Source organism: Actinoplanes philippinensis (assembly GCF_900113015.1).
GTDB classification, from domain to species: domain Bacteria; phylum Actinomycetota; class Actinomycetes; order Mycobacteriales; family Micromonosporaceae; genus Actinoplanes; species Actinoplanes philippinensis.
Map to the genome: position 1 here is coordinate 165,423 of NZ_FONV01000003.1, position 24,616 is coordinate 190,038.

A 24,616-nucleotide genomic window follows, 5' to 3' on the forward strand; every position below is an offset into this window, starting at 1 on the left:
AAATTGAACACGGATGGCATGCGGGGGCACGGTGGCGGCAAACCCGCATGCGGCAACTTTCGTGCAGAGCGGTTTCCGTACCGCACGTTACCGCGAATTTACGTTCGTCACTAGAGAAACATATGGATGAAACAAATGAAACTATTGCTGGCCGCAGCGAAAGGGCACGGCGGAGTGGCCGGACGCGGCAACGCCCGGCCCCTCGCGGTGAGCGGCGGTTACTGGTTGGAGGAGAAGGCCGCGTCGAACGCCGCCGACGGGGCGTCGAACGCCAGCCGGCGCACGAACTGCAGGGCCTCCGGCGCGCCGACCAGCCGGTCCATGCCGGCGTCCTCCCACTCGACGGAGATCGGGCCGTCGTAGCCGATCGCGTTCAGCGCCCGGAAACAGTCCTCCCACGGCACGTCGCCGTGACCGGTGGAGACGAAGTCCCAGCCGCGCCGCAGGTCGGCCCACGGCAGGTGGGAGCTGAGCCGGCCCCGGCGGCCGTCGCCGGTGCGCACCTTCGCGTCCTTGCAGTCCACGTGGTAGATGCGGTCGGCGAAGTCGAAGATGAAGTTGACCGGGTCGAGCTCCTGCCACACGAAGTGCGACGGGTCCCAGTTGAGCCCGAAGGCCGGCCGGTGGCCGATCGCCTCCAGCGCCCGCTTGGTGGTCCAGTAGTCGTAGGCGATCTCACTGGGGTGCACCTCGTGCGCGAACCGCACACCGACCTCGTCGAAAACGTCGAGGATCGGGTTCCACCGGTCGGCGAAGTCCTGGTAGCCGCGCTCGATCATCGACGGCGGGACCGGCGGGAACATGGCCAGCGTGTGCCAGATCGACGATCCGGTGAATCCGACGACGGTACGCACCCCGAGCGCCGCCGCGGCCCGGGCAGTGTCCTTGATCTCCTCGGCGGCCCGCCGGCGCACCCCCTCGGGTTCGCCGTCGCCCCAGATCCGGGCGGGCAGGATGTCCTGGTGCCGTTCGTCGATCGGGTGGTCGCAGACGGCCTGCCCGACCAGGTGGTTGGAGATCGCGTACACCTGAAGGTTGTGCTTGGCCAGGGTCTCGCGCTTGCGTTCGATGTAACCGTCGTCGGCGAGCGCCTTGTCGACCTCGAAGTGGTCGCCCCAGCAGGCGATCTCCAGGCCGTCGTAGCCCCAGCCGGAGGCCAGCCGGCACACCTCGTCGAACGGCAGGTCGGCCCACTGGCCGGTGAACAGCGTGATCGGTCGCGCCATGGTCTCACTTCCTCGCAGCAGAATTCCGAAAAGGGGGATTCGGTGCCGGCGCGAGGAGCCGGAGAGGGGCGAGCGGTCAGGACAGGCTGCGGCGGGTCTGCCGGGGTGGGTTGCGCCTCCCGTCCCCGGACACCGCTGTGTCCACGGTCGCCGCAACCCACCCTAGTAGCGGTGGTACGTCTAGGGAAGACGCCACTGCTGGTTCGCGCCGGTGTGACAGTCCCAGAGGTGGATCTGCTGACCGTCGGCGGAGCTGTTCTGCGACACGTCCAGGCACCGGCCGGACTGCGGGTTGCGCACGGTGCCGCCGGCCTGCGCCACCCAGTTCTGCGCGCCGCTGCCGTTGCACGTCCACAGCTGCGCCTTCGTGCCGTTGGCGGTCGCGCCGCCGGCCACGTCGAGGCACTTGTTCGACTGCGGGTTGCGCCACACCTGCCCGGCGATCGACCAGACCTGCGCGCCGGAGCCGTTGCAGGTCCACAGCTGCACCTTGGTGCCGTCCGCGGCGCCGCCGCCACTGATGTCCAGGCACTTGCCGGCCAGGCCGACGACCGGCCCGGCGCCACCGGCGGGGCCGGTCAGCTCCTTGATCCGGATGTTGCGGAACGACGCGTCGTCGCCGTCACCGTGGTTCTGGATGCCGATGTGGCCGGCGAGCGACCGTACCGGATCGGTGTTGGTGAAGTCGTTGATCTTGACGCTGTTGAGGAAGACCTGCAGGTGCTCCCCCTCGACCAGGAGCTCGTAGGTGTTCCACTCCCCCGGCGGGTTGAGCGCGGCGTCGCGCGCGGCGATGTCGGCGGCCTGGAACGTGTAGACCGAGCCGGTGGTGCGGTCGGCCGCGTCGGTGGCGTCGATCTGGATCTCGTAGCCGTTGTTCACCGCCGACCACGGGTCGCTCGACGGCGGGAAGCCGAGGAAGACGCCGGTGTTGTCGTCGCCGGCCAGCTTCCAGTCCAGCTTGAGCGAGTAGTTGGTGAACTGCTTCGCCGAGTACCAGTAGAGGCCCATGCCCCCGGTCGAGGTGAGCGTGGCGTCGGTGTCGGTGAAGGCGCCCGGCCCGGCCTGCGACCAGCCGGTCGCCGACCCGTTGTAGAGGGCGGTGTAGCCGGTCTCCGGGCGGCAGTCGGCGTTGGTGCGCTTGGCCGTGTAGCGGATGCCGCCGAGCAGGTGCGCCCGGAACGCGGTCTCGGCGTAGGCCGGCGGGGTGTGGCCGCCGCCGGTGTAGAAGGAGCGGCCCGCGTCCACCGTCTTGCACCAGGCGTGCGGGTGGTCGGCGCCCATCTGCCCGCCCGAGTACGACCCCTCGTCGAGTGTGGCCAGCACGTGCGCGGTGCCGCGGGCGTTGGTGCGGTAGTCGTACCACTCGTCGGTGCGCGGCCACGTCTGCGACAGATGCGCGGTGGACGCGTGCGCCCGGTCCTCCACCTTGACCGTGGCCTGCTGCACCGCCGGGTGGGAGGCGAAGTACGCGCCGACGAGCCGGCCGTAGAAGGGCCAGTCGTACTCGGTGTCGGCGGCCGCGTGCACGCCGGTGTAGCCGCCGCCGGCCCGGATGTAGGACTCGAAGGCGGTCTGCTGGTCGGCGTCGAGGACGTCGCCGGTGGTGTTGAGGAAGACGACGGTCGCGAAGCGGGACAGGTTGGCGGTGGTGAACGCGGTGGCGTCCTCGGTGGCGGTGACGGTGAAGTTGTTCGCCGCCCCCAGGTCACGGATCGCCTGGACGCCCGCGGCGATCGAGTCGTGCCGGAACCCGGCGGTCTTCGAGAACACCAGCACGTCGTAGGCGGGGTCGGCAAACCATCGACTTTTGTCACTACGAGCGGAACTTTTCAACGCTGACGGTGAACCGTCTCGTAGGCCAGGGCGGTCAGCGCCGCCTCCACCTCGGCCGGGATCCCCGCCCCGGCCAGCGCCGACAGCGCCGCACCCACCCGCAGGTCGATCAGCCGCTCCACCCCGTCCAGGGCGCCGGTGTCGATGATGATCCGGCGCAGCTCGGCCGCCCCGTCGGCGTCCAGATCCGCCCTGCCCAGCAGCTCCCGGATCCGGGCCGCCTGGCGGAAGTCGGCCGCCTCCCGGGCCAGCGCCATCATCACCGTGCGCTTGCCCTCACGCAGATCGTCGACCACCGACTTGCCGGTCACCGCCGGATCGCCGAAGACCCCGAGCACGTCGTCGCGCAACTGGAACGCGTCCCCGAGCGGATCGCCGAAGGCCGCGTAGGTCTCCAGCAGCTTGTCGTCGGCGCCGGCCAGGGCCGCCCCGATCTGCAACGGCCGGGTCACCGTGTACCGGGCCGACTTGAGCCGGATGACGGTCAGCGCGCTGGCCGCCGAGCCGTCGCCGACCCCGGAGACCAGATCCAGGTACTGGCCGGCGATCACCTCGGTCCGCATCGCGCCGAACATCGCGTACCCGCGGCTGATCTGCTCGTCGCTGAGCCCGCAGTCGTGGAACATCTGGTCCGCCCAGGCCGCGCAGAGGTCGCCGCAGAGCAGGGCGGTGTTGCGTCCGTACCGGGCCGGGTCGCCCCGCCACGCGGACCGGGCGTGCAGCTCGGCGAAGAGCGCGTGCACCGACGGCTCGCCGCGGCGGCGGTCGCTGCCGTCCATGATGTCGTCGTGGATCAGCGCGAACGCGTGGAAGATCTCCAGCGCGGCGGCGGCCGTGACGATGCCCGGCCCGTCCTCGCCGCCCGCGCTGCGCCACCCCCAGTAGCAGAACATCGGCCGCAGCCGTTTGCCGCCCGCCAGCACGAACCGCTGGATCGTGCTGAACAGCCCGCGCGGCGCACCCTCCGGCCATTGTGGACCCTGACCGGTGAGGAAATCGGTGAGCCGGGCGTCGAAGCGGGCCCGCAACGTCACGGCGCCCACCCTCACCGGCCGGCCAGGCGCAGCAGCAGGCTCTTCACCTCGGTCGCGGCGATCCGGTCCGCCGTCACCGACGGGTCGGTGCAGAGCAGCACCGGGGCGTCGGCGGCGCTGTCCGGCAGACGGCCGTGCGAGCCGCGGACCGCCCGGGCGCCGGCGTCCAGGCCGACCACCTGCATCAGATAGCGCATGCCGAGCTTCTTGCGGGCCAGCGCCACCGCGGCCCGGCGCTTCGCGGCGCCCGGATCGGCCGGGTCGAAGAACAGCTCGGCCGGGTCGTAGCCGGGCTTGCGGTGGATGTCCACCAGACGCGCGAAGTCCGGGGCGCGGTCGTCGTCGAGCCAGTAGTAGTAGGTGAACCAGGCGTCCGGCTCGGCGACCAGCACCAGCTCGCCGGACCGCTCGTGGCCGAGGCCGTCGTGCACCTCGGCGACCCCGTCCAGATCGGCGAGCAGCGCCGCGACCTTCGGGACGTCGGCCTGGTCCCGCACGTACACGTGGGCCACCTGGTGGTCGGCGACGGCGAACGCCCGGGACGTCCAGGGATCCAGATACTCCATGCCGGCCTGCGTGTATACCCGCAGCAGCCCGTGCTCGCGCAGCAGCCGGTTCACGTCGACCGGCCGCCGGACCGGGGTGATCCCGTACTCCGACAGCGCCACGATCGTCGCCCCGCGGGCCGTCGCCGCGTCCAGCAGCGGGCCGAGCACCGCGTCCAGCTCGGCCGCCGCGGCCGCCGCGCGCGGATCGTCCGGGCCGTACCGCTGCAGGTCGTAGTCGAGGTGCGGGACGTAGACCAGGGTCAGATCGGGGTCGTGGGCGGCCATCACCCGAACCGCGGCCTCGCAGATCCACCGCGACGACGCCAGGCCGGCGCCCGGTCCCCAGTACGAGAAGAGCGGGAACGTGCCGAGCGCCGCCGTCAGGTCGTCGTGCAGCTCCGGCGGATCGGTGTAGCAGTCCGGATCCTTGCGCCCGTCGGCGTGGTAGATCGGGCGTGGCGTGACCGTCCAGTTGACGTCGGCGCCCATGGCGTACCACCAGCAGATGTTGGCGACCGTGTATCCCGGGTCGCTGCGGCGGGCGGCCTGCCAGATCTTCTCCCCGCCGACCAGGGCGTTGTGCTGCCGCCAAAGGAACACCTCGCCCAGGTCCCGGAAATACCAGCCGTTGCCGACGATGCCGTGCCCGGCCGGGGTCTCCCCGGTCAGCAGAGTGGCCTGCACGCTGCAGGTGACGGCCGGCAGCACCGGGTCGAGGCGGGCGGCCGGGCCGATCGCCCGCAGCCGGGGCATGTGCTCCAGCAGGCGCGGGGTCAGGCCCACCACGTCGAGGACCACGAGTTTCGTCATGATGCGCCTCCGGTCAGCTGGTCGCGGGTCCAGGCGAGCTCACCGGCGATGCCGTCGGCCAGCCCGGCCGGTGAGGTGGGCCGCTGCCCGGCCGGCAGGACGTCCCAGGTGTAGGTCTCCACGTCGAAGTGGTCGCAGTCGGCCACCGCCAGAGCCGCACGCAGCAGCGGCGTGGTGGCGGTCAGCGGCGGCGCCGGTGGCGCGTGCAGCGGGACGTGGAAGTGGATGCGCCACGGGCCGGGCGGGTTCTCGGCCAGGGCCAGGTCCAGGTCGTCGCAGGCGTGCCCGGCGGCGCTGCGGGTCTGGTGCAGGAACCGGGGCTCCGCATACTGCTCCAGCACCGGCCGGGCCGCGACCGGATCGGCGACCTCCAGGGCGGCCGACACCTGCACCTTCACGATCGGGATCCCGGCCGTGGCCAGCCGCTGCACGGCCTCCGCCGGGTCCTCCCACGCGCAGGCCAGGTGGGCCAGGTCGAGGCAGACGCCGAGCCGGTCGGTGTCGGCCCCGGCGAGCATGTCCACGGCCTGCGCGGTGGTCTCGGCGACACAGCCCGGCTCCGGCTCGAACGCGACCCGCACCACCCGGCCGGTCTGCCAGGCGATCTCGGCCAGCCCCTCGGCGAGCCGGTCGAGCATGTGCCGGGCGGCGTCGCGCTGCGCGGGCGGCCACGGTTCCCGCCAGGCCAGCGGCAGCGTCGACACCGAGCCGCGGTCGGCGTCGGCGGGCAGCAGGTCGACCAGGATGCGGGCCAGGTCCAGGGTGTAGTCGAGACGGGCGGTGGTGGTCCAGTCCGGCTGGTAGACGGCGTGTTTGACGACCGGGGCCTGGAACGCCTCGTACGGGAACCCGTTGAGCGTCACCACCTCCAGGCCACGCGCGTCCAGCTCCCGGCGCAGCAGCCGGCGCGCCTCCCCGTCGTCGGCCAGGGCGGCGGCGACCGGCGCGGCCAGCCACAGGCCGAGGCCGAGCACGCCGGCGTCCAGACGCTCGCGGACCGGTACGGCGTACGTGTCCAGCTGCCCGATGATCCCCGGCAGGTCCTCGGCCGGGTGCACGTTCGTGCAGTAGCTCAGGTGCACGGTCCGGCCGTCGGTACGGCGTACCCGCATCAGCTGCCCCCTCGCAGGATCGAGCTGCCCTCGAAGAGCGGCCCGGTGCCGGCGACGTCGCTGAGGTCGAGCCGCCCCGACTGCCCGTAGAACTCCACCGGGTTGCGCCACAGCACCCGGTCCACGTCGTCCTCGCTGAACCCGGCCGCGAGCATCGCCTCCCCGGTCCGCACGGTGAGCAGCGGATCCGACTTCCCCCAGTCGGCCGCCGAGTTGACCAGCACCCGGTCCAGGCCGTGCTCGCGCAGGATCTCCACCATCCGCGGCGGCGACATCTTGGTGTCCGGGTAGATCGAGAACCCCATCCAGCAGCCCGACTCGTGCACCGCCGCGACGGTCACCTCGTTGAGGTGGTCGACGACCACCCGGCCCGGGTCGATGCCGCTCTCCCGCACCACGTCGAGGGTCCGTTTCACCCCGTGCGCCTTGTCCCGGTGCGGGGTGTGCACCAGCGCCGGCAGCTCGTGCTCGACGGCCAGGGCCAGCTGCCGGGTGAACGCGTCGTCCTCCTCCGGCGTCATCGAGTCGTAGCCGATCTCGCCGACCGCCACCACCGAGTCCTTGTCCAGATACCGCGGCACCAGGTCGAGCACCGGCCGGCAGCGCGGATCGTTCGCCTCCTTCGGGTTGAGCGCGATGGTGGCGTGGTGGCGGATGCCGAACTGGGCGGCCCGGAACGGCTCCCAGCCGACCAGCGAGTCGAAGTAGTCGGCGAACGAACCCGGATTGGTCCGCGGCTGCCCCAGCCAGAAGGCCGGTTCGACGACGGCGCGGACACCGGCCGCGGCCATCCGCTCGTAGTCGTCGGTGGTGCGTGAGGTCATGTGGATATGCGGGTCGAGGATGCGCACGGGACCTCCAGGGCGATCAGGGGATAGGGTCGAGCAGGCGGAGCGCGTCCGGGGGCAGCCGCCGCCCGGCCGCCTCGCGCTCCGCGCGGAGAGCGGCGAGCATCTCCGTCAACTCACGGTCGGCGCGGTCGTCCAGGTCGGCGACCTCGCTCAGGGGTACGGCCAGAAAGACGCACTTGAGCACGGCGTGCCGCCACGCGTGCTGGTCGAGGCGCCGGGCGTACGGGCCGAGCGCCGCCGCGAGCAGCCGGGTGTCGTTGGTGCGGATCGCGTCGTGCAGCAGCGGGACGGCCTCGTCGCCGATCGGCAGCTCGGGCAGCGCGGTGAGCACGGCCAGTTTCTCGCCCGCGTCGCCGTGCCGGTACAGGTCGTCGAGCCAGTGCGGCAGGACCTCGGCCGGCAGCGCGAGCAGCAGCTTCGTCCGGGCCGCGACCGGATCGTCGCAGTGCCGGCCGGCCGAGGCGAACGACCGCACGATGGTGGATGGGTCGGTGCCGGCTCGCCCGACGGCGTCGGTGAGCCACACGTTCTGTTCCATGACGCCTCCGGTTATTTCTGGGCGGCTCGCAGGAACTCCAGGGACTGCGCCGCCACGGCCGGGGCGGCGTGCGAGTGGCGGGGCAGCTCGACGGCGACGAGCCCGGTGTATCCGGCGGCGGACAGGGCGGCCAGCACCGGCGGGAAGTCGATCTCCCCGGTGCCGAACTCGAGGTGCTCGTGCGTACCCCGCCGCATGTCGTCGATCTGCACGTTGACCAGGTGCCCGGCGACCGCGGTGACGCAGTCGGGCACCGGATCGGGCTCCAGGCAGCGGCAGTGCCCGATGTCCAGGGTGATGCCGAACCCGGCCGGCGCGCCGAGGGCGGCGTGCAGTCTGCGCCAGGCGGCGATGTCGGGGACGAGCATGCCCGGCTCCGGCTCGAAGCCCAGCGTGACGCCCCTCTGCCCGGCCTTCTCCACGGTCCGGGCACAGCCGTCGACGAGCCGGTCCCAGGCGGTGGTGTCGTCGACGTCGGCGGGCCGGACGCCGGCCCAGAACGACACCGCCTCGGCGCCCAGGTCGGCGCCGATGTCGACGGCTCGCCGCAGGAAGTCGAGCCGCAGTTCACGGCCCTCCTCGAGGAGGGTCGGCGAGTGTTTGCGCCACGGGTCGAGCAGGTAGCGGGCCCCGGTCTCGATCACCACGCCGAGTCCCAGCCGCTGCAGCCGGTCCGCCACCGCGGCCACCCGGCGGGGCAGCTCCGGCGCGAACGGGTCGAGATGGTCGGTGTCGAGGGTGAGCGCCACCCCCTGGTAGCCGAGGTCGGCGATCACCGCGAGCGCGTCGTCGAGCCGATGGTTGGCGAACCCGTTGGTGCCGTAGCCGAACCGCAGCCCGGTGATCCCGGGCTCGACCGGGACCGGCTCGGGCGCCCGGTCCGGCTCTCCCACCGGGATCATGTCGGACTCACCACCCTGGCCAGACGTTTGGCGACGACCGCGGCCCCCGCCACCGCGACGCCCGCCGCGGGGGACCCGGCCCGGGCGGTCAGAGCGCCCTGCAGGGCCGGGAACGCGGTGATCCCGGCGGCCACCGCGTTCTGCAGCGCGGCCGCGTCCGGGCGCTCCCGGGCCAGGTGCTGGGCGGCGCCGAAGCGGGCGGCGTACCAGGCGGAGAGCAGCCCGGCCGCCGGAACCCGCCGGGACGCGGCGACACCGGCGACGACCGCGGTGCCGGCGAGGGTCACCGAGGGCAGCGCGGCATCGGCGCCGGTCGTCTCCCGGCGGGACAACACCGTGAGGAGGTACGTGTGAGCCGCCACCGTGAGAGCCGCGGGCACCGCCGCCCGATGCCGCCCGTGACCGACGCCGAGCAGCACGTCGAGGCCACGGCAGGCCGCCATCACGGCCGGTCCCGCCACGGTGTTCTTGGCTGCCAGGTCGTAGGCCCAGACCGCCCCGGCCAGTGGCGCCGCCACGGCGAGCGCCCGCCTGCCACCGGCCGCCGCCGCCAGGGCGAGCCCCGCGCCGGTCAGGCCCGCGGCGATGCCCAGGGCGGTGCCGGGCCGCACCCTCCCGGACGGGATGGGCCGTCCCGGGCGCTCGACGGCGTCGATGTGCCGGTCGGCCCAGTCGTTGGCGGCCATCCCGGCCCAGTAGAGGCAGACCGACGCCCCGGCCAGGCCCAGCGTCCGTGGCCGCAGCGTGCCGGCGGCCGCTGCCCCGGCGACGACGTCACCGGGGACGGACAGGGCGGCCGGCGCACGCACCAGCCGGGCGATGTCCCGCCAGCTCGTCATGCCGCGGCTTCCGGCTTCTCGGCCGACGTTTCCGGCTTCCCGGCCGCCGCCCCCGGACTCCCGGCCGCCGCCCCCGGACTCCCGGCCGCCGCCCCCGGACTCCCGGCCGCCGCCCCCGGACTCCCGGCCACCGCCCCCGGACTCCCGGCCACCGCCCCCGGACTCCCGGCCGCCGCCTCCGGAGCGAGGCCGGCGGCGAAGTCGACCAGCAACCGCCACTGGTCGGCGAGGCCGTGCGGGACGTCGCCGAGCGGGTCCTTGAAGAAGAACGCCAGCTCGGTCAGCGGCCCCGACCGTCCGGCGGCGTGCGCGGCGGCGGTCAGTCGCGCGAGGTCGAGCACGAGCGGCGCGGCGAGCGCGGAGTCGCAGCCGTGCCAGGTGAACTCCAGGCGCATCCGGGTGCCGAGGAACCCGGCGAACGTGACCAGGTCCCAGGCGGTCTTGAAGTTGCCGATGTCCTCGACGTACTCGATCCGTACCGTGCCCTGCGGCTGCCCGCCGAGGGTCTCCTGCAGCACCCGCTGTTTGCTGGCGCTCTTGGCGCTGTTGGCGGCCGGGTCGGCCAGGTTCGCGCCGTCGCCACCGCCGAGCAGGTTGAACCCGGACCAGGTGCGCACGTCCAGGTGCCGCTGGGCGAACATCGGCGCGAGCACCGACTTGAGCAGGGTCTCGCCGGTCTTGCCGTCACGTCCGGCATACGGCAGGCGCTGCCGTTCGGCGAGTTCGGCCAGGGCCGGCAGCCGGGCGCCGGTGGACGGGGTGAAGTCGACGTAGGGGCAGCCCGCGCGCAGGGCGGCGTAGGCGTGCAGGGCGCTGGACGGCAGCACCGGCCGGTCCTGCTGCAGGGCTGCCTCCAGCAGGGCGAGGCTCGCGTGGGCCGGATCGTCGCCGGGGACCGGCTCGGTGGAGGCGACGTTGATCACCACGACCCGGTCGAGGTGGTGGCGTTCCCGGAACTCCACCAGGTCGGCGACGATCAGCCCGGCGGTCGCCGCCTGGGTGGCGGCGTGCGGCAGCGGCCGGATGTCGGCGTCCACTGCGGCCAGCTCGGCGTGCACGGCGGCCACCAGCGACGCCGGGACCACCCCGGCGTCGGCGAGGGCCTCGGCCTTCTTGGCCAGCGGCACCGCCGACGGGTCGTGCCCGCCGAAGACGAGGTCGCCGAGCCCGGGCAGGGCGTCGTTGCGCAGCTCGGGCAGTTCGGTGACGCAGCCGGTCGGCGCGGCCAGACCGGCGCGCAGGGCGAGAGCTCCGACGATGCTGGTGACCGCGACACTGCCGCGGCCCCCGACCAGCCAGACACCCAGGGACATGACTCCTCCGATTCGTTGGCGGCACTGGCGGGCAGGCGGAGCCGGTGCGGCGTTCCGGCTCCGCCTGCCGGTCATCGGGCCACCCGGGCGGGGTACGGGAATCCCGTCCGCACCTCGCCGGGTGGCGGTCCCCTCCGCGCCGCCCGTCCGGACACGGGGCGCACCGTGGCCGGACCCTCGCGGGCGGCGGGGAGGTCATGCGGCAGTGGTCAGGCGGCCACCTCCGCGAGGATCGGCTCCACGTCGGTCCAGCCGGAGCCGTGCTCGGCGGAGCGGATGACCGCGTCGAGCACCAGCTGCACCTGCAGGGCGTCGGTGAACGACGGGGTCGGCGCGCCGCCGGTGGCAATCGCTTCGACGAGGTCGCGGGCCTGGTGGGTGAAGGCGTGCTCGTAGCCGATCCCGTGTCCCGGCGGCCACCACGCCGACAGGTACGGGTGGTCCGGCTCGGTCACCAGGATGCGGGTGAAACCCTGCTCGTCGGAGGGTTCGGTGGCGTCGTAGAACTCCAGCTCGTTCATCCGCTCGAAGTCGAACGCCACCGACCCGCGCGAGCCGTTGATCTCCACCCGCAGCCCGTTCTTGCGGCCGGTGGCGAACCGGGTGGCCTCGTAGGTGGCGATGGCCCCGCCGTCCAGCCGGGCCAGGAACAGCGCGGCGTCGTCGACGGTGACCGGGCCGGTGGGGGCGGTACCCCCGTTGTCGTCCCCCGCGGCGGCGCTGAGCCCGCTGGAGGTCTGCGGCAGCGGCCGTTCCTTGACGAACGTCTCGGTCAGCGCGGTCACCCCGGCGATGTGCTGGCCGGTGACGAACTGGGTGAGGTCGATGATGTGCGCGCCGATGTCGCCGAGCGCGCCGGAGCCCGCCTTGTCCTTCTGCAGGCGCCAGACCAGCGGGAACTGCGGATCGGTGATCCAGTCCTGCAGGTAGACGGCCCGGATGTGCCGGATCTCGCCGATCCGCCCGTCGGCGACCATCCGCCGCATCAGGGTGACCGCGGGAACCCGGCGGTAGTTGAACCCGCACATCGACCGGACCCCGTTCGCCTCGGCGCGGACGGCCGCGGCGGCCATCTCCCGGGCCTCGGCGATCGTGTTCGCCAGTGGCTTCTCGCAGAGGACGTGCTTGCCGGCTGCGAGAGCCGCGATCGCGATCTCGGCATGGCTGTCACCGGGGGTGCAGACGTCGATCAGGTCGATGTCGTCCCGGGTCACCAGTGATCGCCAGTCGGTGGTGTGCTCCTGCCAGCCGAGGCGGGCCGCCGCTGCGGCGACGTTCGCCTCGTCACGGCCGCAGACCGCCGTCATCCGGACGTGCAGCGGCAGGTCGAAGACGCGGTTCACGGTGCGCCACGCCTGGGAGTGCGCGGCGCCCATGAACGCGTAGCCGACCATGCCGACCCGCAGGTGTGATTGCGTGGACAAGTTGGGTCTCCCCCCGTACGCGGTCAGAACCCGAGCTGGATGTAGCTGCTCGCGTTCTCCTTGGTGATCGTCTCCGAGGCCAGCACGATCTCCTTGGGAACCTGGAGTTCCACCAGGTCGGCCAGGCCCTTCTTCTGGCCGATCAGGCGGGCCAGCGAGATCGCCGAGGAGGCCATCGACGGGCTGTAGGTGACCGTCGCCTTGAGCACCGAGTTGTCGGCCTGGATCGTCTCGATCGCCTGCTTCGAGCCGGCGCCGCCGACCATGATGAACTCCTTGCGGCTCGCCTGGTTGATCGCGGCGAGCACGCCGACGCCCTGGTCGTCGTCGTGGTTCCAGATGGCGTCGATCTTCGGCAGTGCCTGCAGCAGCTGGGACGCCTCCTGCTGGCCGGAGTCGACGGTGAACCGGGCGGCCCGCCGGTTGGCGACCTTGAACCCGGCCGCGGCCAGCGTGTCGGAGAAGCCCTTGGACCGGGTCTGGGTCAGCTCCAGCTCGTCCATGCCGGCGATCTCGCCGATCACCGGGCTGGCCACGCCCTTCGCCTTCATCTGGGCGATGATGTAGTCGGCGGCGGCCACGCCCATGCCGTAGTTGTCGCCCATGATCTGGGTGCGGTAGGCGCGGGCGTCCGGGAAGGCGCGGTCCAGGTTGACCACCGGGATCCCGGCGGCCATCGCCTCCAGGCCGAACGAGTTGAGCTCCTTGCCGTCGTGCGGCAGCAGCACGATGACGGTCGGCTTCTGGCCGATCAGCGTGGACAGGGCGGCCCGCTGGGCGGCGGCGTCCGCGCCGGCCTCGACCGACTTGAACTCCACGTCGCTGAAGGTGGCGGCCTGGGCCTTGGCGTTGTTGGTGATGGCGGCGATCCAGCCGTGGTCGGCGGCCGGCGCGGAGAACCCGATGGTCACCTTCGTGCCGGGGGCCGCGTTGCCGCCGCCGCTGGTGTCGGCGGCCTTGGTCTGCGCCGGGGTCGGCGCCGCCTCGTTGCTGGTGCAGGCGGTGAGCAGGGCTCCCGCGCCGACCGCCGCGCCGCCGAAGAGCAGCCGGCGTCGTGACAGGTCGGAATTGATCTTGGACATGACCATCTCCTATGTCTGATGAGAACGGGGCGAATCAGGGTGTACGGATCCCGGCGGCCGTCGACGCGGACGGCCACCTCGTGGAGACATGTCGCTCTAGGTGCGCGAGAACAATCGTGTGACGGACTGGAAACGGAACTGCTGGACCAGCACTGCGGCGACGATGATGCCGCCCTTCACCATGTTCTGGGCCTCGGTGGAGAGGCCGTTGATGGCGAACAGATTCGTGATCGTCGCAAAGATCAGGACGCCCAGGATGGAGCCGACGATCGTGCCCCGTCCGCCGCTGAGCAGGGTGCCCCCGATGATCGCGGCGGCGATGGCGTCCAGTTCGTACAGGTTGCCCATGGCCGCCTGGGCGGAGGTCGCCTGCGAGGTGAGCATGATCGCCGCGATGCCGCAGCAGAGACCGGACAGCCCGTACAGCAGCATGGTGTGCCGTTTGACGTCGATGCCGGCCAGCCGGGCGGCCTCCGGGTTGCCGCCGACCGCGACCGTGCGGCGGCCGAAGGTGGTGCGGTTGAGCAGGATCCAGCCGGCCACCGCCACCGCGGCGAGGATGTAGACCAGCACCGGGATGCCGAGGATCTTGGTGCTGGCGATGCCGTTGATGAAGGTGTTCGCCGAGATCTGCGTCTGCTTGCCGGAGATCGCCGCGGCCAGGCCCCGGGCCGCGACCAGCATCGCCAGGGTGGCGATGAAGGGCACGAGACGGCCGTACGAGATGAGCAGCCCGTTGACGAGCCCGACCGCCACACCGACCACGAGAGCGGTGAAGATCATGCCGCCGGCGCCGTACGACTGGGTGGCGAGCGTCGTGCACCACACCCCGGCCAGGGCCACGATCGCGCCGACCGACAGGTCGATGCCGCCACCGATGATGACGAAGGTCATCCCCACCGTGACGACGCCGACCACCGACGCCAGCTGCAGGATGGACAGGATGTTCGTCCACACCCAGGTCGAGTTGCCGTAGAGCTCCGGCTGGGTGATCGCGCCGATCACGATCAGCGCGACCAGCACACCGACCAGGACCAGGTTGCGGGTGACCGACTCGCCGGCCTCCCCCGCCCACGGGCGCTTACGACCGCCGGGCGGGGCCGGCTCCGGTCCGGGCTTCGCCGGCGTCTGCAGCCCGGTGCCTTCACTGAGGGTCACGCCGGCGCTCCTTCCATGAGCGACCCCGCCATGACGAGGTCGAGGACGGTGTCTTCGTCGAGTTCGGTGGAGGGCGCCTGGTGGACGACCCGGCCCTCGCGCATCACCAGCACGCGGTCGGACAGGCCGAGCACCTCGGGCACCTCACTGGAGACCAGCAGCACGCCGACACCCTCGGCGGCGAGCCTGCGGATCACCCGGTACAGCTCGGCGCGGGCGCCCACGTCGACGCCGCGGGTTGGCTCGTCGAGCAGCAGCAGCCGGGTGTCGCCGAGCAGCCACCGGCCGACGACGACCTTCTGCTGGTTGCCGCCGGACAGGGTGCCGACCGGGCGGCGTACGTCGAGCGGGCGCAGATCGAGCGAGCCGGCGATCCGGTCGGACTCGGCCCGTTCCCGGCGGGCGTTGGTGAACCCGAGCCGGGCCAGCCCGGTGAAGGTGGCCAGCGTCATGTTGCGGTAGATCGGCTCGCCCAGCAGCAGTGCCTGGCTCTTGCGCTCCTCCGGGGCCATGCCCATGCCGGCCCGGACCGCGGAGCCGACACTGCCCGGACGCAGGGCCTTTCCGGCCAGCTCGACGGTACCGGTGTCCGGGCGGCGGGCGCCGTAGATGGTCTCCAGCAGCTCGGAGCGGCCGGAGCCGACCAGGCCGGCGATGCCGACGATCTCCCCGGCGGCGACACTCAGCGACACGTCGCGGAACTCGCCGGCACGGCTCAGGTCCCGGACGCGCAGCAGCTCCTCGCGGGCGGGCGGCTCGTCGGGGCGGGGCGGGAAGACGTACTCGATGGTCCGCCCGGTCATCCGGCTGACCAGCTCGCTGGTCGGCGTCTGCGCGGCGGACAGGTTGGCCGCGGTGGTACGGCCGTCCTTGAGGACCGTGACCCGGTCGCCGATCTCGCGGATCTCCTCCAGGCGGTGCGAGATGTAGATGACCGCGATGCCCCGCGCCGTCAGCCGCCGGATGATCCGGAACAGGTTCTCCACCTCGTCGTGGGCGAGCACCGCGCTGGGCTCGTCCATGATCAGCAGGCGGGCCTCCTGGGACAGCGCCCGCGCCATGCTGACCACCTGTTTCCCGGCCGCCTGCAGGGCGTGCACCATGCGGCGGGCCGGGATCTCCTCGTGGCCGAGGGAGCCGAGGATGCCGCGGGTGCGCTCGGCCATCGCGCCGCGGCGCACGAAACCGAGGCGGCGCGGCTCGTGGCCGAGGAACACGTTCTCCGCCACGGACAGGTCGTCGACGAGGTCGAGTTCCTGGTAGATGGTGGCGATCCCGGCCTTCATGGCGGCCTGCGGGTTGCTGAACGACACCGGCTGGCCGAGCCACTCGACGGTGCCGGAGTCGGGGCGGTGCACCCCGGACAACACCTTGATCAGCGTCGACTTGCCGGCGCCATTCTGCCCGAGCAGGCAGTGCACCTCACCGGCCCGTACCTCCAGTTGCACGCCGTCGAGAGCACGTACCCCGGGAAAGGTCTTGACCAGATCGGTGAGCCGCAGCACCACCTCGTGATCGTTGTCGGCGGTCATGTCGCCTCCCCCCTGCTCGGCTCCGGTCATGACGCCTGCTCGAAGGCGACGTCGCTGGCCAGCACCGCCGCGCCGGTGACCCCGGCGCGCGAGCCCAGCTCGGAGAGGACGATCGGCAGGTTGCCGGTGGCCAGCGGCAGCGACCGGCGGTAGACGGCGCTGCGGATCTCGGCGAGCAGGATGTGGCCCAGCTGCGCGAGCCCTCCCCCGATCACGATCATCGACGGGTTGACGAAGCTGACCAGCGACGCCAGCACCGAGCCGATCCGGTGCCCGCCCTCGCGGATCAGCTTGATGCAGGCGACGTCGCCCTCGGCCGCGCTCACGGCGACGTCCCGGGCGGTGAGAGTGCCGTTGGCGGCGAGCCGGTCGGCGAGCGCCTGCGACGCGCCGGAGCGGGCCGCGACCAGCGCCTCCCGGGCCAGCGCGGTCCCGCTGAACAGGGCCTCCAGGCAGCCGACGTTGCCGCACGAACACATCGGGCCGTGCGGGTCGACCTGGATGTGGCCGATGTCGCCGGCGCATCCGTCGGTGCCGCGGTAGACCTCGTCGTTGAGGTAGATCCCGCACCCTATGCCGGTGCCGACCTTGACGAACAGGAAGTCCTGCACGCTGTGCGCTACCCCGCCGTGCTGCTCGCCGACGGCCATGATGTTGACGTCGTTGTCGACCACCGCGGGGCAGCCGTGCTCGCGGGTCAGCAGCTCCCGCACCCCGAACCGGTCCCAGCCCGGCATGATCGGCGGCGAGACCGGCACCCCGTCGCGGAAGCTGACCGGCCCCGGGACGCCGATGCCGATCGCGTCGAGCCGGTCGTAGGCGCCGTCGACGCGGGCCTTGGCGAGCAGCTCGTTGACCCGGTGCAGGGTGGCCTTCGGGCCGGAGCGGATGTCGGCCTCCTCGGTGTAGGCGGCGACCGGTTCCAGGCGGCCGTTGGTGACCTCCACGTCGATGGAGCTGGCCCCGAGATCGACGGCCGCGAACCGGAGCCGGGGGTGCAGCTCGACGAGGGTGGAACGCCGGCCGCCCCGGGAGGCGGCCATCCCGGCCTCGACGACGAAGCCCTGAGCGACCAGGCGCTCGACCTCGGCGAGCAGCCGGGGCCGGGGAAGTTGCAGGCGATCGGCCAGCTCAGCCCGCGAGATGGCGCCCTCGTTGCGCAGCAGGCGCAGCAGCTGCAGGTAGGGGGGATCGATCGTCATACGCACGGTTGACCTCATATCCGCACGCCGGGGCGTGCCCGAGCCCGTCGGGTGTGACATCTATGTTTCGTCGATGTGTTACATGCGCCACAGTAGAAGCCATTGCTGCCACTGTCCACAGCTTCTTCATGATCTACATCAAACTTTCGACAGATCATGCAAAAGCCTTTAGTCTCACGGCATGCCGGACTCCGCAGCTCTCCCGTACGACGCCGTGCTCTTCGACTGCGACGGGGTGCTCGTCGACTCCGAGGCCATCACCAACGCCGTGCTCCGGACGATGCTGCACGAGCTGGGCTGGCCGATCTCCGAGGCCGACTGCTTCCGCCTCTTCGTCGGGCGGGCGCTGCGCGACGAGGCACCGGTCATCGAGGCGCACACCGGTGTCACCGTGACCGAGCAGTGGCTGGGCGAGTTCCGCAAGCGCCGCAACGACGCCCTCACCCTCGACCTGCTGCCGATCCCCGGCGCGGTCGCGGCGGCCCGCGAGATCGACCGGATCTACCGTGGCAGCCTGGCCTGCGCCAGCGGCGCCGACCGGCACAAGGTCGAGCTGCAGCTCACCAAGGTCGGCCTGGACACGGTCTTCGCCGGCCGGATCTTCAGCGGGATGGAGACGCCACGCAGCAAGCCCGCGCCCGACGTCTACCTGGCCGCCGCGGCCGACCTCGGCGTCGACCCGGCCCGCGCCGCCGTCATCGAGGACACCCCGACCGGCGTCCGCGCCGGCGTGGCCGCCGGCGCCACCGTCTACGGCTACTGCCCGCCGGACAGCCCCTCCCACAACACCCCGGACACCCTGCTCGACGCCGGCGCGACCCACATCTTCACCGACATGTCCGCCCTGCCGGCCCTGCTCTCCTGAGCCGACTCGCCCTCCCCCGGCCCGCCTCGCCCTCCCGGCCCACCTCGCCCTCCCGGCCCGCCCCGGCCTTTCGTGGCCGGGCGGCCGCCATGTGCTGTCGAGCCGTGCGGCCGGCGTCGCCCCGCTGAGCCGCCGGCTCAGGAGGGTGAGGCGTCGCGGGACTGCTCGATCAGGGCCTCCACGTGCTCGGCCGGCATCGGCCGGCCCAGCAGGTCGCCCTGACCGAGACGGCAGCCGGTGGCGTAGACGGTCTCCAGGTCGTCGTCGGTGGACAGACCGTCGGCGATCACGTCCAGCCCGAGCCGGCGGCCCAGCATCACCGCCACGTCCATGACGGCCGCGGCCGGGGCGTCCTCCGGCCGGGTGAACACCGCCCGGTCCACCTTCAGCACGTCGACCGGGAGGACCCGTAGCCGGCTCAGCGAGGTGGGCCCGGCGCCGAAGTGGCCCACCGCGGTACGCACGTCGCTGCGCCGCAGCCGCCGCAGATGGTCGGCGAGCCGTTCACCGGCTTCCGGCCCGTGGTGCAGGTCGTCCTCGCTGATCTCCACGACCAGCGACGACCGGGGCAGCCGATGCGCCTCCAGAGCCTCGTCGAGCCCGGAGTGGAACAGCTCGTCCCCGAGCTCCGCGGGCCGTACGCCGAACGAGAACCAGAGCGGACGGTACCGCTGCCGCCACGCCGCGATCTGACGGCACGTGCGGCGCAGCGCCCACCGGCGCAGGTCGCCGAGCACGCCGAGGTCCTCGGCCAGCGCCAGCAGCTCGTCGGAGGGCAGCCGGCCCAGCACCGGATGCCGCCAGCTGAGCACCGCCTCGACACCGACCGGGTGCCGGCCGGAGAGTTCGAAGACCGGCTGGAAGAGCAGCTCCACCTCGTTGCGGTCGACGGCGGTCGGCAGATCCTGTTCGAGGGTCGACCGGCGCACCAGCCGTTCCTCGATCACCTCGTCGTACCACTCGACGCCACCGGGCGGCTGGGACCGGGCCACGCGCAGGCCCAGTTCGGCGCGGCGCAGCACCTCGTCGATGTCGGCGTCCGGGCACACGTCGGCGAGCCCGGCCCAGACCTGCAGGTGTGCGCTCGCGCCGTCCAGCTCGTACGCCGCGGTCAGCACCGTGACCAGCTGGTTGGCGAGCAGATGCGCCCGGATCGCGCCGTTGCGGGTGAGCACCGCGAGCCGAGCGTCACCGACCCGGGCGGCGACGTCGGTGTCACCGATCCGGGTACGGACCCGGCGGGCCGCCTCGACCAGGACCGCCTCCGAGCGTTCCGGGCCGTGCACGTCGGTGATCGCGGTGAGACCGCTGAGCTCCAGCAGGACGAGGGCACCGCCGTCGCCCTCGGGTGGCCCGGCCCGCCGCAGCCCGCGGGTGGTGGCCAGGCCGGTCAGCGGGTCCAGGTGCGACGCCTGCTGCAGCGCCTCCTCGAGCTCGCGCCGGTCGGTGACGTCGCGGATGTGCAGCACGAGGCTGCGGCCGGGCATCGCCGGGTCGGCGCCGCCGGCGGTCCACTCGGTGTCGCGCCAGCGGCCGAAGCCGTCGCGGAACCGCGCCGAGATCGAGCGCGCGTCGGCGAGGTCGGTCCGGTCCTGGTGGAGCCGTTCGGTGAGGAACGCGCCGACCGGGCCGGCCTGCTCGGCGAGCAGGTGCGAGGTGATCGGGCGGCCGAGCACGTCCTGGTCGGAGAGGCCGAAGAGCCGGGCCGCGGCCGGGGACTGCCAGCAGACGGCCAGGCCGGTGTCGAGGACCATGGCCACGTCGGACGAGCCGAACATCAGGCTGCGCAGCCGGTTGCCGTGGTGGGTCAGCAGGTCGGCGTGCCGCCGCAGGGCGATGGCCGAGACGAACTCGCGGGCGGCCACCGCCAGCAGGGCGATCGCCCCCAGGACGATCGCGGTGGAGTCGATGTCGCCGCCGTGCACGAGGCGGGCCACGACGGCCACGGCCGAACCCAGGACCGGCAGGGCGAACAGCGGGAACCCGGCCGCCGGCTCGCTTCCGGCGGGGACCGGCGGGCCGGAGTCGGGCTGCACCCGGACGCTGCCCCACCACATCGTCCAGGCCGCGAGGTTGACCGCGACGCCCGCCGCCATCGCGGCGAGCGGCGAGTCGCCGTTGGCGGGATTGGCCACCGCGATGATCAACGCGGTGTGGCAGATCAGAGCCAGGGCGACGCCGGGTCCGGTCCAGCGCAGGGCGGCCCGGTGACGGACCGCGTGGACTCCGGCGGCCGCGGCGATCGCCGTCGAGGTCGCCCCGAGGAAGACGGCGAGCGGGGTGGGTCCGGGCGGGAAGCCGTCACTCAACATCAGCAGCCAGCACGGCAGGATGAGGCACGCGGACACGCCGATGGCGTCCAGCCAGACACGCAGCCGGCCGATGGGGTCGCGATGCTGATGCGGGCGCAGCAGCGCGGGCAGCATCACCAGGACGACGAGCACGAGGACGACCAGGCAGAACCGCGCGGCGACGGGGACTCCCGCGTCGGTGGTGGCGTGCGGCGCGACGGTCGCGATGATCGCCCCGGCCAGCCAGGAGGCGCCGATGAGGAGCAGTCCGGCGCCGAGGGCCACGGCCCGGAAACGTGGACCGGCGGCGGTGCCCCGGCCTCCCGCGCGCACCATCATCGCGCCCGGGATCAGCACACCCGCGGCAAGCAACGGACCGGCCACGAGCAGCGGCAGCAGCAGTACCGCGACCGGCAGCGCGCAGACCGCGACGAGGACGGCGAACCCGGGCGCACGCACCGCCCGCAGGGCATTCATGGCGCACATCCTACGGATCCGAACCCGATCTATTAACCGCCCGTGACCGATCGATGACTCCATCGACCGATTCGCTCTCCGCGAATTGCCGGGAGCAGACAGTTAAGAACCTGCCCTGGGCGGCCGATTCTCGGTGCTGGGACCGGATCGGTCCGACCTCACGACCACGGGGAGAATCGGTGCTGGCACGACGGTGGGTGGCATGTACGGCTGTGGCGGCGGTGCTGATCACCACGAGCGGCTGTGACGACGGCGCCGAGCCGGCCGCGGCCCCGGCCACGGAACGGGGCACGGTCGGCCTGGCCCTGCCGACGACGACCTCGGAGCGCTGGATCGCCGACGGCGAGAACATGGTGCGCCAGTTCGAGCTGCTGGGCTACCGGACCGAGATGCAGTACGGCGAGGACGACGTGCAGAAGCAGATCGACCAGATCGAGCAGATGGTCGACCACAAGGTGCGCGCGCTCGTCATCGGCGCGATCGACGGAACCGCGCTCAAGGGTGTGCTGGCCAAGGCGGCCGCCGCGGACATCCCGGTGATCGCCTACGACCGGCTGATCCGCGACAGCGGCGACGTCGACTACTACGCCACCTTCGACAACTTCAAGGTGGGCGTCCAGCAGGCCGGGGCGATCGTGGACGCGCTGAAGCTCAGGAGCGGCGGTGGCTCGTACAACCTGGAGCTCTTCGCCGGCTCTCCGGACGACAACAACGCCACGTTCTTCTTCAACGGGGCGATGAGCGTGCTGAAGCCGTACATCTCCTCGGGTCGCCTGAAGGTTCGCAGCGGCGAGACCGGGTTCGAGCAGGTGGCCACGATGCGGTGGGACGGCGCCGTGGCGCAGAAGCGGATGGAGCGCCTGCTGAGCGGCACCTACGGGTCGGCCCGGGTGGACGCCGTCCTGTCGCCCTACGACGGCCTCAGCCGCGGCATCCTGACCGCGCTGGAAAACGCCGGGTACGGGTCGAAGAGCAAGCGGCTGCCGGTGATCACCGGTCAGGACGCCGAACTCGACTCGGTGAAGCTGATCTCCGCCGGCAAGCAGACCGAGACCGTCTACAAGGACACCCGTGAGCTGGCCAAGGTCGCGGTGCAGATGACCAACGCGCTGCTGGTCGACGAGAAGCCGATGGTCAACGACACCGAGCAGTACCACAACGGTGTCGAGGTCGTGCCGACCTTCCTGCTGCAGCCGGTGAACGTGGACCGGTCCAACCTCGAACGCGTCCTCGTCGACGGTGGTTACTACACCGCCGCCCAGGTCGCCTCCTGACGCCCGGCCGAGACGAAGAGGACCCCGACATGTCCTACCGCACCATGCTCAGCGACGCCTCGGTCAGCACCAAACTGACCGCCCTGGTCGCCTCCGGCCTGCTCGCCGTCGGCACCTGTGTCGGCGTGACGCTCTACAACAACCGGCTCGCCGACCGTACCGCCGACGAACTTGCCGTCCTGAACCTGGCCAGCGCCAAGGTGCTCCGGCTGGACCAGACGGCCAGCGCCCTCAAGGTGGACGGCCTGCAGTCGATCACCCGGGACACCCCGGCGGACCAGACGGCGCTGCTCAAGACCCGGCTGGGCGAGGCGCAGAAGCTGCTGAAGGAACTCGAGGGCATGGCGCTGCCCGGCGAGCTGACCGCCTCGGTGGGGCGGATCCGGGCCGTCTACGACGACTACGGCAAGGTGATCGAGCGATTCGTCGCCGGGGCGGTGGCCGAACAGGGCCAGGCCCGCCTGGCGTGGGAGCAGATCGACGTCGACAACTACCTGACCAGCGCGGTGCTGGAGAACGAGCGCACGCTGTTCGCCGCCACCATCACCAAGGCCAGCGCGGACGCGACGGCCAGCCGTGACCAGGCGCAGATGATCCTGCTCGCCACGGCGCTCGCCGCGATCATCGTGCTGTGCCTGCTGGCCCGGATCATCGTCACCTCGATCACCCGGCCGCTGCAGCGGGTGCGCACCGCGCTCAAGGCGATGGCCGAGGGCGACCTGACGGTCAGCACCGACGTCACCTCCCGCGACGAGATGGGCCAGATGGCGCGGGCCCTGGACGAGGCGCAGGGCAACATGCGTACGGTCGTCGCGCAGGCCGCGGCGTCGGCGAAGGCGCTGTCGACCGCCGCCGACGACATGACCGCCACCGCCGGCAGCATCGCCGACGCGGCGCTCGGCTCGTCGCAGCAGGCCCGGACCGTCTCCGGCACCGCCGAGTCGGTGTCCACGAACGTCAGCGCGGTGGCGGCCGGCGCGGCCGAGATGGCCGAGTCGATCCGGGAGATCGCGCACAGCACCGCCCGGGCCGCCGAGGTGGCCGGCCAGGCCGTCGAGGTCGCCCGCTCGACCAGCACGCACATCGACAAGCTGGGCACCTCGTCGGCCGAGATCGCCGCCGTGGTCGGCGCGATCACCAGCATCGCCGAGCAGACCAACCTGCTCGCCCTCAACGCCACCATCGAGGCCGCCCGCGCCGGCGAGTCCGGCAAGGGCTTCGCCGTCGTCGCCTCCGAGGTCAAGGACCTGGCCCAGGAGACCGCGCGGGCCACCGAGGACATCACCCGGCGGGTCGCGGCCATCCAGCAGGACACGGCCGGCGCGGTCGAGGCGATCAGCCAGATCACCTCGGTCATCGAGCAGATCAACGACTTCCAGGCGACGATCGCGACGGCCGTGGAGGAGCAGACCGCCACGACCGCCGAGATGAACCGGGGCATCACCGCGGTCGCCGGTGGCGCGGGCGACATCGCGGCCGGGGTCGCCGGGCTCGCCTCCTCGTCGGAGATCACCACGGCCGGCGCGGCCCAGTCGAAGCAGGCGATCACCGAACTCAGCTCGATGGCCCGCGAGCTCCAGGGCCTGGTGGCGCGCTTCCGGGCATAGCACGAGGGCCGTACCGCCGTACCACATACCGGGAAGTTCGAGGTCACCCGGCCGGCTCTACGCTGGCCGGGTGGAACTTCTCGACGTCATCGGATGGGTGGGCTCGGCCCTGCTCGTCTGGTCCCTGCTGCAGAGCCGGCTGCTGCGGCTGCGCGCCCTGAACCTGGTCGGCTGCCTGGTGCTGATCGGCTTCAACGCGGCGGTCGGCGTCTGGCCGATGGTGGGGCTCAACGTGGTCCTCGCCGTGATCAACGTCTGGTACCTGTGGCGGATGCTGGCGACCCGGCACGACGACAAGGTCTACCAGGTGGTCGAGGTCCGCACCGACGACGCGTTCCTGCTCCACGTGCTGCGCGCCCACCACGAGGACATCAGGCGATTCAACCCCGGATTCGGTACGGACCACCTGGCCCGCCCCGGCGCCGCGGCCTTCCTGATCGTCCACGTCGACGAGGTGGCCGGGGTGGTCGTGTTCCACACCGCCGGCGACGGGGTCGCGCAGGTCGACCTGGACTACGTGGTCGAGCGGTACCGGGACCTCACCCCCGGCGAGTTCGTGTTCCGGCGCAGCGGCTACTTCACCGACCGCGGCTGCCGGGTGGTGCTCACCCCGCCCGGCATGCGCGCCCCCTACTACGGGCGGCTCGGCTTCCACCGCAGCGGCGACTCGTACCGCCTCGAACTGGCCTGATCCA

20 protein-coding genes are annotated in these 24,616 nt (G+C 72.2%); 4 read left to right on the forward strand and 16 right to left on the reverse strand.

Going from position 1 to position 24,616, the window contains the following annotated elements:
* Positions 1-218: 218 nt before the first annotated feature.
* The 15 genes from BM290_RS07665 to BM290_RS07735 form a co-directional block, all read right to left on the reverse strand.
* Positions 219-1,226 (reverse strand): sugar phosphate isomerase/epimerase family protein, encoded by a 1,008-nt coding sequence (locus BM290_RS07665; RefSeq protein ID WP_093611487.1) that lies wholly within the window; start codon positions 1,224-1,226, stop codon positions 219-221.
* Between the two features lie 180 nt (positions 1,227-1,406).
* On the reverse strand, positions 1,407-2,999 hold the full coding sequence (locus BM290_RS07670) for a ThuA domain-containing protein (RefSeq protein WP_239143252.1): 1,593 nt from the start codon (positions 2,997-2,999) through the stop codon (positions 1,407-1,409).
* A 59-nt stretch (positions 3,000-3,058) separates the two neighbouring features.
* Positions 3,059-4,096, reverse strand: a complete 1,038-nt coding sequence (locus BM290_RS07675; RefSeq protein ID WP_239143251.1) for a polyprenyl synthetase family protein — start codon at positions 4,094-4,096, stop codon at positions 3,059-3,061.
* 11 nt (positions 4,097-4,107) lie between these two features.
* The gene (locus tag BM290_RS07680; RefSeq protein ID WP_093611493.1) at positions 4,108-5,457 is read right to left on the reverse strand and encodes an alkaline phosphatase family protein; all 1,350 of its coding nucleotides are present in this window, start codon (positions 5,455-5,457) and stop codon (positions 4,108-4,110) included.
* On the reverse strand, positions 5,451-6,566 hold the full coding sequence (gene eboE, locus BM290_RS07685; protein ID WP_093611495.1) for a metabolite traffic protein EboE: 1,116 nt from the start codon (positions 6,564-6,566) through the stop codon (positions 5,451-5,453). Before eboE ends, BM290_RS07680 begins: the two co-directional genes overlap by 7 nt.
* Positions 6,566-7,417, reverse strand: coding sequence for a TatD family hydrolase (locus BM290_RS07690; RefSeq protein WP_093611497.1), 852 nt, complete (start codon positions 7,415-7,417; stop codon positions 6,566-6,568). Before BM290_RS07690 ends, eboE begins: the two co-directional genes overlap by 1 nt.
* A gap of 16 nt (positions 7,418-7,433) precedes the next feature.
* Positions 7,434-7,955: an EboA domain-containing protein gene (locus BM290_RS07695; RefSeq protein WP_093611499.1), complete on the reverse strand. Its 522-nt coding sequence runs from the start codon at positions 7,953-7,955 to the stop codon at positions 7,434-7,436.
* An 11-nt stretch (positions 7,956-7,966) separates the two neighbouring features.
* Positions 7,967-8,857 (reverse strand): sugar phosphate isomerase/epimerase family protein, encoded by an 891-nt coding sequence (locus BM290_RS07700; RefSeq protein ID WP_093611501.1) that lies wholly within the window; start codon positions 8,855-8,857, stop codon positions 7,967-7,969.
* Positions 8,854-9,696: an SCO3242 family prenyltransferase gene (locus BM290_RS07705; protein ID WP_093611503.1), complete on the reverse strand. Its 843-nt coding sequence runs from the start codon at positions 9,694-9,696 to the stop codon at positions 8,854-8,856. The genes BM290_RS07700 and BM290_RS07705 overlap by 4 nt, the downstream gene beginning before the upstream one ends.
* Positions 9,693-11,009, reverse strand: coding sequence for an inositol-3-phosphate synthase (locus tag BM290_RS07710; protein WP_093611505.1), 1,317 nt, complete (start codon positions 11,007-11,009; stop codon positions 9,693-9,695). The genes BM290_RS07705 and BM290_RS07710 overlap by 4 nt, the downstream gene beginning before the upstream one ends.
* A 209-nt stretch (positions 11,010-11,218) precedes the next feature.
* A complete protein-coding gene (locus BM290_RS07715; protein ID WP_093611507.1) occupies positions 11,219-12,403 on the reverse strand; it encodes a Gfo/Idh/MocA family protein in 1,185 nt (394 codons plus the stop codon).
* Positions 12,404-12,456: 53 nt separating this feature from the next.
* Positions 12,457-13,515 carry a substrate-binding domain-containing protein gene (locus tag BM290_RS07720; protein WP_093612393.1) on the reverse strand — a complete coding sequence of 353 codons (1,059 nt, stop codon included), beginning with the start codon at positions 13,513-13,515 and terminating at the stop codon, positions 12,457-12,459.
* 96 nt (positions 13,516-13,611) lie between these two features.
* Entirely contained in the window at positions 13,612-14,649 is a 1,038-nt protein-coding gene (locus BM290_RS07725; protein ID WP_239143249.1) for an ABC transporter permease, read from the reverse strand.
* Between the two features lie 20 nt (positions 14,650-14,669).
* Positions 14,670-16,205, reverse strand: a complete 1,536-nt coding sequence (locus BM290_RS07730; protein ID WP_093611511.1) for a sugar ABC transporter ATP-binding protein — start codon at positions 16,203-16,205, stop codon at positions 14,670-14,672.
* Between the two features lie 26 nt (positions 16,206-16,231).
* On the reverse strand, positions 16,232-17,407 hold the full coding sequence (locus BM290_RS07735) for an ROK family transcriptional regulator (RefSeq protein WP_093611513.1): 1,176 nt from the start codon (positions 17,405-17,407) through the stop codon (positions 16,232-16,234).
* A 181-nt stretch (positions 17,408-17,588) separates the two neighbouring features.
* Between BM290_RS07735 and BM290_RS07740 the strand changes: the two genes are divergently transcribed.
* A complete protein-coding gene (locus BM290_RS07740) occupies positions 17,589-18,272 on the forward strand; it encodes an HAD family hydrolase (RefSeq protein ID WP_093611515.1) in 684 nt (227 codons plus the stop codon).
* A 137-nt stretch (positions 18,273-18,409) separates the two neighbouring features.
* On the opposite strand, the gene BM290_RS07745 is transcribed toward BM290_RS07740, so the two are convergent.
* Positions 18,410-21,040, reverse strand: a complete 2,631-nt coding sequence (locus tag BM290_RS07745) for a GGDEF domain-containing phosphodiesterase (RefSeq protein WP_143133656.1) — start codon at positions 21,038-21,040, stop codon at positions 18,410-18,412.
* Between the two features lie 179 nt (positions 21,041-21,219).
* Between BM290_RS07745 and chvE the strand changes: the two genes are divergently transcribed.
* From chvE to BM290_RS07760, 3 genes are all read left to right on the forward strand, one after another.
* Complete coding sequence (gene chvE / locus BM290_RS07750) at positions 21,220-22,314, forward strand: multiple monosaccharide ABC transporter substrate-binding protein (RefSeq protein ID WP_275413083.1); 1,095 nt, start codon at positions 21,220-21,222, stop codon at positions 22,312-22,314.
* Positions 22,315-22,343: 29 nt separating this feature from the next.
* The gene (locus tag BM290_RS07755) at positions 22,344-23,921 is read left to right on the forward strand and encodes a methyl-accepting chemotaxis protein (protein WP_239143245.1); all 1,578 of its coding nucleotides are present in this window, start codon (positions 22,344-22,346) and stop codon (positions 23,919-23,921) included.
* A 70-nt stretch (positions 23,922-23,991) separates the two neighbouring features.
* A complete protein-coding gene (locus BM290_RS07760) occupies positions 23,992-24,612 on the forward strand; it encodes a hypothetical protein (protein ID WP_093611521.1) in 621 nt (206 codons plus the stop codon).
* Positions 24,613-24,616 lie beyond the last annotated feature (4 nt).